Genomic DNA, 14,088 nt, shown 5'->3' on the forward strand with positions numbered 1-14,088 from the left:
AATATGCGAATGCTTTTCTTTTGCAAGTCAAAAAGTGATTCGGAAATTTATGGATATGTTAATTTAAAATAACATTATATTTAGTTGATTGGAGGACATTATGAAGAAAATAGCTTTTAAGTTAGTTGGATTGGCATTATCATCATCAATTTTGCTGGCAGGATGCTCTGGAGCAAATTCGAGTAATAGCTCAAATAGTAGCGATAGTGGAAAATTGAAGGTGTATACTAGCTTTTATCCAATGTATGATTTTGCAAAAAAAATCGGTGGAGATAAGGTCGAGGTTGAAAATTTAGTTCCAGCAGGTGTTGAACCACATGATTGGGAGCCTAGCACAAAGGATATAGCCAAGATTGGAGAATCAAATGTGTTTATCTATAACGGTGCTGGCATGGAAAGCTGGGTAGAAAAATTAGACGGAGCTTTTAAAGAGGGTAAGGTTTCTCTAGTGGAAGCTTCAAAAGGTGTAAAGCTTATAGAAGCAAAAGAATCAGATCATCATAAAGAAGATGGTAAGCATGAGGACAAACATGAGGATGGTAAACATGAAGAGGAGCATTCACATGAGCATGAGGGTAAATATGATCCTCATACATGGTTAGACCCTGAAAATGCTAAGATAGAGATGAACAATATCAAGGAATCTTTTATCAAGGCAGATCCTAAGAACAAGGATACATATGAAAAAAATTATCAAGATAATGCAAAAAAATTGGATGAGTTGAATAAAAAATTTAAGGATTCCTTGTCAAATACAAAGAAGAAAGAGGTTGTAGTTTCTCACAGTGCGTTTGCATATATGCTGAATAAGTATGGAATAAACCAATTAGGTATAGAAGGTTTATCTCCAGATTCTGAGCCTGATGCTAGTAGAATGGCAGAAATAACAAAATTTGCAAAAGAACATGATGTGAAGTATATATTCTTTGAGGAATTGGTAAATCCAAAGGTATCTGAAGCTATAGCGAAAGAAGTAGGTGCAAAAACAGAGGTTCTTAATCCTTTAGAAGGGTTGACGGATAAACAAGTCAAAGCTGGTGAAGATTATTTTTCAATCATGAATAAAAATCTAGAGGTATTGATTAAAGCATTGAATTAATATTAAGTGATAGATTAATACAACAAAATATTCAAATTGCTGCCTAGCTATAGTATAATATTGTTGGTAGTAATGTTTTATAGGAGGCTTTATTATTAGAATAGAGCCTCTTTATTATAGCAAGTAAGGAAAGGAAATAATGGAAAAAATAATTGAAGTAAGAGATATATTTTTTAAATACGACAAAGAATATATTCTTCAAAATGTGAGCTTTGATGTTGAAAAGGGAGATTTTGTTGGAATAATAGGTGCGAATGGAACAGGTAAGAGTACATTGATAAAGCTAATTTTGGGAATATTAAAGCCAGACTCTGGCGAAATATTGATATATGGGAGCAATCCAAATAAATCAAAGCAGGTAAGTGGCATTGGATATGTTCCACAGGTTGGTGTATCTAGTGGTGTGGAGTTTCCTGCGACAGTTACAGAAATAGTTCTAATGAATATGTACAGGGAGATCGGACTGTTTAAATTCGCAAAGAGAAGGCATATCGAAAAGGTGAGAGAAATTCTTTCAATAGTAGGTATGACAGAGTATGCGAACAGAAGATTCTGTGATTTGTCTGGTGGTCAACAGCAAAGAGTAGTGATTGCTAAGGCTCTAGCGAATAATCCTGAAATATTGATTTTAGATGAGCCTACATCGGGTATTGATCATAGATCGGAAGACGCTCTTTATGAATTATTAGATAGATTGCATCTAGAAAGAAAAATAACGATTGTTATGATTTCTCATGATATAGAGCGACTAAAAAAACATTCAAGCAGAATCATTGAGATTGAATCTTTTTGGAGTGAGGAGGTGTAGAATGTTTGAGTATGAGTTTATGAGACGTGCGTTTATCGTGGGAATTTTGTTGGCTATTATTATACCATGTATAGGAACTATTATAGTTCTAAAGAGGCTTTCTATGATTGGAGATGCACTTTCACATACATCGTTAGCTGGCGTGGCTATGGGATTGATATTGGGGATTAATCCAATCGTTGGTGCGATAATAATAACGGTATTTTCTGGATTTGGAATTGATTTTATAAGAAAGAAATTTCCTCAATACTCGGAGATTTCCATCGCCATAGTGATGTCAGCAGGAATTGGTTTGGCGGGTGTTCTTTCCGGATTTTCGAGCAATTCATCTGGGTTTAGCAGCTTTCTATTTGGAAGCATTGTGGCGATAACAGATTTTGAGCTATGCTTAGTGGTACTGCTTTCTGTGCTTGTGATGATTTCATATCTTTTGCTGTATAAGGAGCTTTTGTATTTTTCATTTGACGAGGTGGGAGCGAAATTAATCGGAATACCAGTAAGATTTGTCAATGTTATCTTTACAGTATTGACTGCTTTTACGGTTTCTATTGCTGCTAGAGCAGTTGGAGCTCTTATAGTTTCATCACTTATGGTAATTCCAGTTGCATGTTCTATGAGATTTTCGAAAAGCTATAAAATGACTGTGTTGTTGGCTATTATTTTCGCAATTAGTTTTACGATTATTGGTTTGACTCTATCTTATTACTTGGGATTAAAGCCAGGTGGAACGATCGTTTTAACTGGAGTTATAGCATTGATAATATCTATGTCGTTAAAAAAATAAGAATCATATAAGGAAATCTATGAAAAAAAGTATCCGAGCATTTATTTTCAAGCCAGTATAATGCTGGATACTTTTTACATAGGGAGGAGTAGATTTAAATAGGATACATTATGAAAATACTTCTTCTAATGCTTTTCTATCCAACTTTTCTCCGATTATAACCACATGAAATTTTGCATCATATGGTTTGTCATCTATTCTGATTTCTCCGGGTACATAGTCAAATTGAAGACTACCTTTTTCAATAGGGACGCTACCCTTTGAACGAATAATAGCTCCATATTTTCCAGATTCAAAATTATTTAATATGTTTGTCAGAGCTTCTCTTGAAATTTCATTGTTTATCGTTATTGTAATGCTTTCGAAGCTGTTGTTTGATTCCTTGTTTTCTGAAGAGCAGTGACAGCAATGTCCATCCTCATGATGATGGTGGTGATGACTAAACATATCTAATTTTTTCATTTTCTTTTTCTCAACGAATAGATCTTCAATTGAAAAACTGTCCCACTCCTTAGAAATAATATTTACCTTTGGATTTATTTCTCGTATTTTATTTTCTATATTTACCAGATTAGCTCCGGAATTTACTGCATCTGTAAATCGACTGAAAATAATCATATTTGCGCTTTCTATTTGATCTCTATAAAATTCGCCAAAATTCGTTAAAAACATAAAAAAGTTATTCAGGTCTAGTATAGTAATAATTTTATTTATCTGAAAGGTTTCAGGGGATTTATTACAAATGGAGATTATTTCTGATAATTTCCCAACACCAGAAGGCTCTATAATTATTTTATCCGGATTGAACACATCTTTGATTTCTATTAAAGCCTTTGCAAAATCTCCAGCTACTGAACAGCATATACATCCAGCATTTATTTCTTTGATTTTTACACCCTCTCTTTGTAATATCTCACCATCTATACTCACTTCACCAAACTCGTTTTCAAGAATTACAGTGTTTGAAAAATCTTCTGATTCATTTATTATTTTTTTTATGAAAGTGGTTTTTCCACATCCCAAAAATCCTGATATAATTTCTATTTCAGTTTTTTTCATAGTTTTCCTCCTCATATAATATGGCTGTAGCGTAGCTTTGTATTTCTGTAATTTGTTGAAAATTTCAATAGTAAATATCAATACCAATAATATATTATACATTATTTTTTGAATTACTTTCAATAAAATCGCAAATATTTTGCGGAATTAATCAAAAACTAAGTTTTTTTATGTAGTATTATAATAGGGAGTTTTTATGATAAATGAGGTGATAAAAAATGGAAATAGATATAGTTTCTGGTTTTTTTCAAAGCGGAAAGACGACCTTGGTCAAGAAAATAATTAAGGAAGAAGCAGCGAAAATTTATGACAATATACTGATAATAAATTGCGAATATGGAATAGTTTCTTATGATGACTACAAAAATATCGAGAATATTAATGTTATCGATATTTTTGATAAAGATAAAATCAATAGTGAATATCTAAAATCAATAGTAGATGAATATAATCCAGACTATATTATCATAGAATACAATGGAATCTGGGATTTATCTGAGGTTCTTGAAGTCTGTTACTCTAACGGATATTATATTAGAAATGTCATCACAGCATTGGATTTCAGGACAATGGACTCTTATTTTTCCAATATGAGTAGGTTTATTGTCGACAAGATTTCACATGCGGATTGGGTGGTTTTTACCAAAGTAGATAATGAAGATTTTTTGATAGTAGAGAAAAAGAAGAAGGTAATCAAGCGAATAAACAGAGGTTGCTCAATCGAAAATTATGATGATTTATATTTGGGAAAAAAAGGTATTCTGAGTGAACAGATAACTCGATCTGATAGAGAAATAATAAAATTTGCGTTATTGTTTTTGATGCTAAATTCCGTTATTTTAGTTATAAAAAATGTTTTTCCGAGTTTTTATGGTGGGATATTTCAAAAGGTGCTGGGAATTTTTTTGAGTCTACTGGTGCAGATTTTGCCATTTCTTCTGATTGGAGCGATAGTTTCGAGTATTATACAGATTTTCGTACCACAAAATAGACTGAATAATATTTTTTCAAAATCAGGTTTCAAATCGATATTTTTGGCGCTGTTTGGAGGGATATTTTTTCCGGTATGCGATTGTGCAATGATTCCAATAGCTACATCGGTTGCAAAAAAAGGATATTCAATACCTGTTATAATTACTTTTTTGATGGCAGCACCTGCTGTAAATCCAATAGTAATAGCTTCGACTTACTATGCGTTTCCAAATAATCCTAATGTGGTGATATTGAGAGCTGTTTTTGGATTGGTTATTGCTTTTATAGTTGGGCTCATTCTAATGTTTATTGAACGGCTAAAAAGGATGAGCGTAATAAGGGATGATTTTGAGAAGCATAATTTCAGCGATTTTGTAATGGATGATTTAATGCTTGCAGGTGCTGAAAAAACTGGAAAAATAAAATATATAGAGGCAATTGTGATTCACTCAAAAAAAGAGCTTTTTAAAATTGGAGCCTATATTGTAGTTGGAGCTTTTATATCTGCGTGCTTGCAAGTGTTGATTCCAAAGCATGTGTATATGCAGATAAATAGCATCAATATGCTTTCGGTAATAGTAATGTTGATTGCTGCATTTTTCATTTCTGTATGCTCTACCTCGAATTCTTTTATCGCTAGGTCGTTTGTCAATATGATGCCTGCAAATTCGGTTTTGGGATTTATGGTAGTGGGACCAATACTGGATATTACAAACATTTCTGTTTTGTTGGGAACATTTAAGAAGCGATTTATAGTATTTTTAATATTTTTGGTTTTAACTATATCATTTTTAATTTTCTCAATTATGGGAAATTGGTATAGATTTTTTTAGGGAGGAGAGTGAGTATGAATAGAATTAATTTAGAGATACTGATACAGATTCTGATAGAGCTTTTTCTTTCTGCACTCATCCTCGTGGGATTACAAAACGGGAGACTGAATCTGTTTGTTCATCCGAAATTTAATACTATTTTGGCGATTTCTGCAATCATATTGATAGCTATTGCGGTCTTCTCGATGTCTAAATTGTTTAAGCCAAGACATATGAATAATCTTTGTAGGTATTTTATCGTGATAATACCCTTGATGATGGTTTTTTATATGTCTAAGGATCTTGTTGTGGCAATGCTATCGACGACTCAATCACCAAGCGTAATCAAAGCTGAGTCGAAGGCTGGAGGTACTGGTGCTTCAAGTGGAATAAATAGAACTGAAAAGATAAAGAGGACGGTATACAAAAAGGAAAGAGGAAAAGACTATATAGACATAACGGATGTAAAGTACATGAAATGGTATTATGATTCTATATTAGACTGGAAAAGATATAAGGGCACAAAATTCAGACTCTTGTGCTGTGTGCTTGATGACAAGCAGAATAATGGTGATTTTGCTGTCATTGGAAGAATGGGCATGTTGTGTTGTATGGCTGACCTTCAAACCTGTGGATTTATTTACGAAGAGAAGGATACGCACAATCTGAAAAGAGGTCAGTGGTATATTGTCGAAGGGGAGATTAAAGAGAATAATTATAGGGAATATAATTATGAAAGACTTCCAATTATTTTTAATGTGAAATTCACGAAGACTGATGAACCAAAGGACAAATTTGTATATATTCAATAGGCGTGATTAAAAAGTATAAATACCACGAAAATGAGATTCTTTTGGAGTCCTTGTGTGTATATCAATAAGTTGAAAATATTGATATTTCGTGGTATTATGTAGATGGATAAGTTTATTTATAAGATAGTGATTAGGAGATAAAAATGACATATAAACGTAGTGGTAAAAAATTAATAAAAAAAATAGTGTGTGTCTCTCTTGTATCAGTAATTGTTTCTTCTGGATGCTCTTTCTCATTTTCAAATGCTGATGAAAGAAGTCAAAATCCGGTATATAGCTATGAGGGAGTTACTTCAGGGAACATAGGCTCAAGTAGTACCGTTTCACAGCCACAAGTACAGGCAGAGCTTATTTCAGGACAAACTGAAAACCAAGATAACTATAAGCCAAGTAATAAGCAAGAGGAAGTCATTACGAATAATAATTCTGAAATGATAAAGACAGATCCTTTTGATTTTAATGGAACTAAATTGACTGATAGTAGTAAAAGTGTAAGTGGTATAACTGCTGAGTCTAGCAAGTTTGATCCAAGAGAATTTAATTTGATGACCAGCATTAAAAATCAGTTAAAGCTTGGTATATGTTGGTCATTTGCGGGAAATGCAGCTCTTGAAAGCTTTCTAAATAAGAGTAATCTTGGAGCATATGACCTTTCTGAAGAGCATATGAGATGGTGGGCAAAGGAGGGTACTTTTAACTGGAGGATTGGTGATTCTGAAGGCTCTACAAATGAAACTTCAATGGGTTATTTTACTTCATGGCAAGGTCCAAAGCTAGAGTCTGACATACCATATAATGGCAATATGACTACTGATGAGGGTGCAAAAAAGCCTGCAAACTTTGATTCTGCTCCAAGGCTGGGATATAATGTTTTGGATGTTGTGAATGTAGCTACTGACAGAAGCTCTGTAAAAAATGCAATTTTGAAATATGGAGCCATTACATCTGGTTACTATGACGATGCAAAATATATGAGTCAGGATTCGACAGCATTTTATTGTGACGAAGCACTGGGACAGACTCATGCGATAGCCATTGTAGGCTGGGATGATAATTTTTCAAAAGATAGATTTACTGGAAAGGTAAAGCCAAAAAGTAATGGAGCTTGGCTGATAAAAAACAGCTGGGGAAATTACAACAAGGAAAATGGATACCTTTGGATTTCATATGAGGACAAGACCTTGTTGTCATATTCTGATAATTATGCAATCGCCAGAGTACAGAAAGACAAAGGGCAAAGGATATATCAGCATGAATATTCGATGTCTTCAACTCTCTCATCTGATGTAGTGATTGCTGCAAATAAATTCAATTTCGGACAGAATGAAGTTCTTCAAGGCGTGATGTTTGCTACTGATAGTATTGGAGCGAACTATGAGATATACTATGCACCAGAGGAGAATGGAGCACCTAGCTACAATAAGAGAATGCTTATAAAATCAGGAGTGGTGCCATTTTCCGGATATATAACAGCTGACATTGATAACTATATTCTTCCGACTGGAAATGGATCGATATGTGTAAAGATAGATAATTCATCACAGTCAAAAAAATCAAGTATTGGACTTGAAAAGAATGTAAAAAACTATAAAATGTTTGTATCTAAAGCAAGCTATGGTCAATCATACATACTTTCAAAGGGAAGATTTGTAGATTTAAATAGAGTAAGCACCTATTATCCATCTAATGTAGTGATAAAGGGAATAACCAAAAGCATTGGAGGCGCAAATATTTTGGCTGGCAAGGATAGATATGAAACAGCGATTAGGGTTTCGGCAAATGGATGGTCTAGTGCAGAAAATGTATTTTTGGTAAATGGAAATGCAATAGCTGATGCTCTGACATCTACCCCTCTGACAAGGTTGTTAAACGCACCTATATTGCTGACTGAGAAAGATTCTATAAATAAAAATGTCATGAATGAAATAAAGCGTTTGGGGGCGAAGAATATAATAATAATAGGCGGAGAAAATTCTATATCCAGCTCTGTTGCTGATGAATTGAAAAAACAAAGCTTTGGTGTTGAGAGAATATATGGAAAGGACAGATTTGAGACTAGCAACAGGATTGCTCAGAAAATACTGTCTGTAGATGGCTCTAAAGTAAATGCGTATGCAGTTGTAAATGGATATCAAGGGTTGGCAGATGCAATAAGCTTTTCACCTGTTTCTGGAGAGAAAAATATACCTATTATCCTATCAAATGAAAAAGGAAGGGTTAATATTCCTTCAGAGCTAAAATCTTCTGAGAGTGTTTTATCATCATATATTATAGGTGGAGAATCTTCTGTTCCGCAAAGCATAGAAAGCGAGTTAAAAAATCCTGCCAGAGTTAGTGGAATCGATAGAAACGATACTAATGCAAGGATTATCGAAAGGTTTTATACTAGCAGTGAATTGAAGCAGGTTTTCGTCGCAAAGGATGGCTATGGAAACCAAGGCATGTTGATAGATGGCTTGGCGATTGGAGCATATGCCGCTGGTGAAAACTCTCCAATAGTGCTAACTCATGGAAGACTGTCAGCTGAACAAAAAAGAGTTCTTGAAAAGAAAAAAATAGATAAAATCGTGCAGGTTGGTAATGGAAACAACAGTATGGCAGTTACCGAGCTCCTTTTGATGAGGGATAAACAAAAATAGAAAATATGAATAAATATAATGAAGAACAAGTAAAAATATAAGTGAAATAAACAATACAAGTAATAGAAATTGATTTGGAATTTAATTGCTATGAAAAGAGGTTATTATTATGAAATCTAATGTTGAAAGCTTTCAACTCGATCACACTAAGGTAAAGGCACCCTATGTAAGGAAGTGTTGTGTTCTAGATGGAAAAAATGGAGACAAGGTCACAAAGTTCGATTTGAGATTTTTGCAACCGAACAAAGAGGTATTTGAAACGAATGCCATTCATGGACTAGAGCATCTATTGGCTACATTTTTGAGAGATAATATGGATGGTGTTATTGACCTATCTCCTATGGGATGCAGGACAGGATACTATCTGATTATGTGGGGTGATGTGGAGCCATCATATGTTAAAGCTGGACTTGAAAAATCCTTGGAGATGGTTTTAGTAGCCGAAAATATTCCAGCTGCTTCAGAAGAAGAATGTGGAAACTACAGAGATCTTTCTCTGGAAGGTGCACAAAAGTATGCTAGAAAAGTGCTAGAAGAAGGCTTTTCATTAAATATATACGGGGAAAAATAAAAAATTACTAATTGATAAGTAGACGGAGGTTTTCGATGAGAGTATATAATACAATGACTAGACAAAAGGAAGAATTCATACCTCTAGAGCCAGGAAAGGTGAAGATGTATGTTTGTGGACCTACTGTATACAACTATATACACTTGGGTAACGCGAGACCATTTACTGTATTCGATGCATTGAGACGATATTTCGAATACAGAGGTTACGAGGTTACATACATTCAGAATTTTACTGATGTGGATGACAAAATTATTAAGAGGAGTCATGAGGAAGGGATTTCTCCAGAAGAGGTGTCTAGAAAATATATAGAAGAATATTTTGTTGACTGTGATGGCTTGGGAATAAAACGAGCAAATGTGCATCCTCGGGTTACAGACAATATAGAAGAGATTATAAATTTTATTCAGACTTTGGTGGACAGAGGGTTTGCATATGAGTCTGAAGGTGATGTTCTATTCAGGACTAGAAAATTTGATGAATATGGAAAACTATCTCATCAAAATATAGAGGAATTGGAATTAGGTGCCAGAATTGATGTGGATGACAAAAAAGAAGACCCACTTGACTTTGTTTTATGGAAGGCAAAGAAGGAAGGGGAACCTGGATGGCCGAGTCCATGGGGAGAAGGACGACCAGGCTGGCATATAGAATGCTCTGTAATGTCTAGAAGATATTTGGGTAATACATTGGATATTCATGCTGGTGGGCAGGATCTTCAGTTCCCTCACCATGAAAATGAAATAGCACAGAGTGAGTGTGCTAATGATGCGACTTTTGCAAGATATTGGATGCACAATGGATATATAAATGTGGATGGCGAAAAGATGAGCAAATCATTGGGGAATTTTTTTACAGTGAGAGATATATCAGAGGTTTATGATCTTGGATTGGTAAGATTTTTCTTGCTGTCAACTCACTACAGAAATCCTGTGAATTTTAGTGATACAATATTGGAGCAGGCAAAATCTGGATTAGAAAGATTGACAAATGCCAGAGATAGAGCAGAATTTATTTTGAGTAATCAGACAGTAGAAGGAATTAGTGCTGAAGAAAAGGAGCTAATTCCTACTATCGAATCTTTCAGAGATAAGTTTATAGAGGCTATGGATGACGATTTGAATACTGCTGATGCCATAAGTACGATCTTTGAACTAGCGAAGTTTATGAATACGAATGTGCTTGAAGCTTCCTCAAAAGAATTTATAAAGTGCAATCTTGATATGTTCTATGAGCTGACAAATGTATTAAATATAGCACAAAAATCAGACGACCTTGATGAAGAATTAGTTAAAAAGGTAGAAGACTTGATTGAAAAAAGAGCTGAAGCCAAAAAAGCGAAGGATTTTGCGTTGGCTGATAAAATAAGAGATGAATTGACATCTATGGGAATTTCAATTGAAGATACAAGACAGGGTGTCAAGTGGAAAAAGATGTAGCTATGGAAAAAGACGGAATAAATTTACGTGAATTGAGCAAAGAGGAGCTATTGAGGATATCTCCTCTTACTCTTGCTTATTTGGGAGATACGATTTACGAAACATATATCAGAGAATATCTAATAAAGAAAAGTATATATACTAAGATTAATGAGCTACATAGGTCTGCGATTATGTATGTAAGTGCAGCCGCTCAGTCAAAGGCAATAAAGTCGATGGAGGGGATTCTTTCTGAGGAAGAAACCACCATCTATAAAAGAGGTCGTAATCATAAAAAGTCAACTGGAGCAAAAAATGCCAGTATAATTGACTATAGACACGCCACTGGATTCGAGTCTTTGATAGGGTATCTATATTTGAAGGGCGATACAGATAGATTGGAATTTATAGTTTTGATGGCAATTCAAGCCATTGAAAACAGATAGGTGGTGAAGAAATGGCTTTGATAGAGGGAAGAAATCCAGTATTGGAAGCATTAAAAAATGATAGAAAAATAGAAAAAATTCTTGTGAACAAAGACTCGAAGGAAGGCTCGATAAAAAAAATTATCGCCATTGCCAAAGAAAAGAGCATAGTTATTCAGAATGTAGATAGACACAAGCTAAATGAAATGTCAGAGAGTCATTCTCATCAAGGGGTAATTGCATTGACAACTGAATACAAGTATTATGAATTGGATGAAATACTTCAGATTGCAAGAAGCAAGGGAGAGGATCCCTTTTTTATAATATTGGATGAGATAACGGATCCACATAATTTGGGATCTATCATCAGAACTGCTGATGCTGTTGGTGCTCATGCCGTAATCATTCCAAAAAGAAGGAGTGTACACATTACTCCAGTTGTTGCGAAAGCATCTGCAGGAGCTGTTGAATATGTTCCAGTATGCATTGTTACAAATATTGTAAATACCATCAACACATTAAAGGAAAATGGATTGTGGATAGCCGCAGTAGATATGGACGGCAAAACCTTCTATGAACAAAATTTATCAGGAGCGCTGGCGTTGGTTGTTGGTAGTGAGGGCAAAGGTATATCAAGGCTGGTGAAGAAAAATTGCGACTTTACAGTATCAATGCCTATGTCTGGAAATGTTTCATCACTCAACGCATCCGTTGCCGGTGGTATTTTGTTGTATGAAGTATATAGGCAAAGAAATGAAAAAAAATAAATTTGTGCCGAGAAAAATATTGATAGTAGATGGATACAATGTAATCAATGCATGGAGTAAATTAAAGCAGATATCAAAGGATAATTTGGAAGAGGCTAGAGATAAATTGATCAGCAGCATACAAGAGTATGCAAAACTAAAGGGATATGAGGCCTATGTGGTATTTGATGCATATAATGTAAAGGGATGTGATGAGAAGCTTGAAAATCATCATGGCATAACTGTAATATTTACCAGGGAAAATCAGACCGCTGACAGCTATATAGAAAAATTTATATCAGGTCTTTCAAAGTATGATGAAATTGCTGTTGCAACTAGCGATTATGCAGAGCAACAGATAGTTTTGGGAAAGGGATGTACGAGAATTTCCTCTAGGGAACTAATTGGAGATTTGAATAACGCAAAGGAAGAGTTGAGAAACAGCAATAAAAATACGACAAAGAAGTATAATGATATGAATAGGCTCGAAAATAGAATAGATAGCGATATTTTAAATAGGCTTGAAAATATGAGAAGAAATAGAAAATGACTGTATTGGGACTGGGAGGTTTTGATTTTGGATTCTAAGATAGAATTAGATTTTGAGAGGTCATGTAGAGAAAATGAAGATTATAGGTATGTAGAAATGGTAATGCTTGGAGATGTCGAAGCCCAAAATTATCTAGTAGAAAAGAAAAATCCAGACGGAAATCCAGAACAGCTGATCATTGGTAAAAAGGATTTTGAATACCTTGAAAATATTATTGAGCGAAGCTTGAGTAAGCTTGAAAAAAAGTTTTTATATTATATTTAAGAGGGTTAAGCTATAGGATGATTTCAGAAGTATTGTCTAAAGATATAAAAGCTATTGATAATGCAATACAGCGAGTGAAGAGAAAATTGGAGAAATCACTTGAAAATCATAGAGAATAATAGTAAAATACAACCAGAGAAAATTTTTTAGGAGGAGATTTTAAAATGGCAAAAGCTAAATTTGAAAGAAGTAAGCCACATGTTAATATCGGAACAATAGGACACGTTGACCACGGTAAAACGACATTAACAGCAGCTATAACAAAGACATTATTTGAAAAGTATCATCTAGGAGAAGCAGTTGCATTTGACAACATAGATAAGGCTCCAGAAGAAAGAGAAAGAGGAATCACAATCTCAACAGCACACGTAGAGTATGAAACACCAAACAGACACTACGCACACGTAGACTGCCCAGGACATGCCGATTATGTAAAGAACATGATCACAGGAGCAGCACAGATGGATGGAGCGATCCTAGTAGTTGCTGCAACAGATGGACCAATGCCACAGACAAGAGAGCATATCCTACTATCAAGACAGGTAGGTGTACCATACATAGTAGTATTCTTGAACAAGTGCGATATGGTAGATGACGAAGAATTACTAGAGCTAGTAGAAATGGAAGTAAGAGAATTACTAAACGAATACGAATTCCCAGGAGATGACACTCCGATAGTAAGAGGATCAGCATTAATGGCACTAGAAGATCCAAGCTCAAAGTGGGGAGAAGTAATAGTAGATTTCTTCAACACAATAGATGAATATATTCCAGCACCAGAAAGAGATATAGACAAGCCATTCTTGATGCCAGTAGAAGACGTATTCTCAATCACAGGAAGAGGAACAGTTGCTACAGGTAGAGTAGAAAGAGGAGTATTAAAGGTATCTGATGAAGTTGAGCTAGTAGGATTAACAGAAGAACCAAGAAAGGTAGTAGTAACAGGAGTAGAAATGTTCAGAAAGCTACTAGACCAAGCAGAAGCTGGAGATAACATAGGAGCATTGCTGAGAGGAGTGCAGAGAACAGAAATCGAAAGAGGACAGGTTCTAGCAAAGCCAGGAACAGTAAATGCACATACAAAGTTTACAGCAGAAATATACGTATTGAAGAAAGAAGAGGGTGGAAG

At 34.7% G+C, this 14,088-nt stretch carries 15 protein-coding genes; 14 read left to right on the plus strand and 1 reads right to left on the minus strand.

Annotation, left to right across the window (positions count from 1 at the left end; all coding sequences use genetic code 11):
- The first annotated feature begins 100 nt into the window (after window positions 1-100).
- From BM120_RS07190 to BM120_RS07200, 3 genes are all read left to right on the plus strand, one after another.
- Window positions 101-1,099, plus strand: a complete 999-nt coding sequence (locus BM120_RS07190) for a metal ABC transporter substrate-binding protein (RefSeq protein ID WP_091994473.1) — start codon at window positions 101-103, stop codon at window positions 1,097-1,099.
- Window positions 1,100-1,238: 139 nt separating this feature from the next.
- Window positions 1,239-1,907 (plus strand): metal ABC transporter ATP-binding protein, encoded by a 669-nt coding sequence (locus BM120_RS07195; RefSeq protein ID WP_091994474.1) that lies wholly within the window; start codon window positions 1,239-1,241, stop codon window positions 1,905-1,907.
- A gap of 1 nt (window position 1,908) precedes the next feature.
- Window positions 1,909-2,691, plus strand: coding sequence for a metal ABC transporter permease (locus BM120_RS07200; protein ID WP_091994476.1), 783 nt, complete (start codon window positions 1,909-1,911; stop codon window positions 2,689-2,691).
- 108 nt (window positions 2,692-2,799) lie between these two features.
- Here the strand turns inward: BM120_RS07200 and BM120_RS07205 are convergent, their stop codons facing one another.
- A complete protein-coding gene (locus BM120_RS07205) occupies window positions 2,800-3,750 on the minus strand; it encodes a CobW family GTP-binding protein (RefSeq protein WP_091994478.1) in 951 nt (316 codons plus the stop codon).
- Between the two features lie 218 nt (window positions 3,751-3,968).
- Between BM120_RS07205 and BM120_RS07210 the strand changes: the two genes are divergently transcribed.
- The 11 genes from BM120_RS07210 to tuf all read left to right on the plus strand — a co-directional run.
- Window positions 3,969-5,555, plus strand: a complete 1,587-nt coding sequence (locus tag BM120_RS07210; RefSeq protein WP_091994479.1) for a permease — start codon at window positions 3,969-3,971, stop codon at window positions 5,553-5,555.
- A 14-nt stretch (window positions 5,556-5,569) separates the two neighbouring features.
- The gene (locus BM120_RS07215) at window positions 5,570-6,346 is read left to right on the plus strand and encodes a TIGR03943 family putative permease subunit (protein WP_091994481.1); all 777 of its coding nucleotides are present in this window, start codon (window positions 5,570-5,572) and stop codon (window positions 6,344-6,346) included.
- Between the two features lie 143 nt (window positions 6,347-6,489).
- Complete coding sequence (locus BM120_RS07220) at window positions 6,490-8,985, plus strand: cell wall-binding repeat-containing protein (protein ID WP_091994482.1); 2,496 nt, start codon at window positions 6,490-6,492, stop codon at window positions 8,983-8,985.
- Window positions 8,986-9,094: 109 nt separating this feature from the next.
- The gene (locus tag BM120_RS07225) at window positions 9,095-9,556 is read left to right on the plus strand and encodes an S-ribosylhomocysteine lyase (RefSeq protein ID WP_091994483.1); all 462 of its coding nucleotides are present in this window, start codon (window positions 9,095-9,097) and stop codon (window positions 9,554-9,556) included.
- Window positions 9,557-9,591: 35 nt separating this feature from the next.
- The gene (cysS, locus tag BM120_RS07230; RefSeq protein WP_091994484.1) at window positions 9,592-10,995 is read left to right on the plus strand and encodes a cysteine--tRNA ligase; all 1,404 of its coding nucleotides are present in this window, start codon (window positions 9,592-9,594) and stop codon (window positions 10,993-10,995) included.
- Window positions 10,980-11,420, plus strand: coding sequence for a Mini-ribonuclease 3 (locus BM120_RS07235; RefSeq protein WP_330389414.1), 441 nt, complete (start codon window positions 10,980-10,982; stop codon window positions 11,418-11,420). Before cysS ends, BM120_RS07235 begins: the two co-directional genes overlap by 16 nt.
- Before the next feature lie 11 nt (window positions 11,421-11,431).
- Complete coding sequence (gene rlmB / locus BM120_RS07240; protein WP_091994486.1) at window positions 11,432-12,166, plus strand: 23S rRNA (guanosine(2251)-2'-O)-methyltransferase RlmB; 735 nt, start codon at window positions 11,432-11,434, stop codon at window positions 12,164-12,166.
- Window positions 12,132-12,695: an NYN domain-containing protein gene (locus BM120_RS07245; RefSeq protein WP_091994488.1), complete on the plus strand. Its 564-nt coding sequence runs from the start codon at window positions 12,132-12,134 to the stop codon at window positions 12,693-12,695. Before rlmB ends, BM120_RS07245 begins: the two co-directional genes overlap by 35 nt.
- 27 nt (window positions 12,696-12,722) lie before the next feature.
- Entirely contained in the window at window positions 12,723-12,959 is a 237-nt protein-coding gene (locus BM120_RS07250; protein ID WP_091994489.1) for a hypothetical protein, read from the plus strand.
- A 17-nt stretch (window positions 12,960-12,976) separates the two neighbouring features.
- Window positions 12,977-13,078 (plus strand): hypothetical protein, encoded by a 102-nt coding sequence (locus BM120_RS11305; RefSeq protein ID WP_330389415.1) that lies wholly within the window; start codon window positions 12,977-12,979, stop codon window positions 13,076-13,078.
- A gap of 45 nt (window positions 13,079-13,123) precedes the next feature.
- Window positions 13,124-14,088, plus strand: a 965-nt coding sequence (gene tuf, locus BM120_RS07255; protein WP_091994491.1) for an elongation factor Tu, incomplete at its 3' end; no start/stop codon positions are given.

Source organism: Peptostreptococcus sp. D1, assembly GCF_900112955.1.
Taxonomy (GTDB): domain Bacteria; phylum Bacillota; class Clostridia; order Peptostreptococcales; family Peptostreptococcaceae; genus Peptostreptococcus.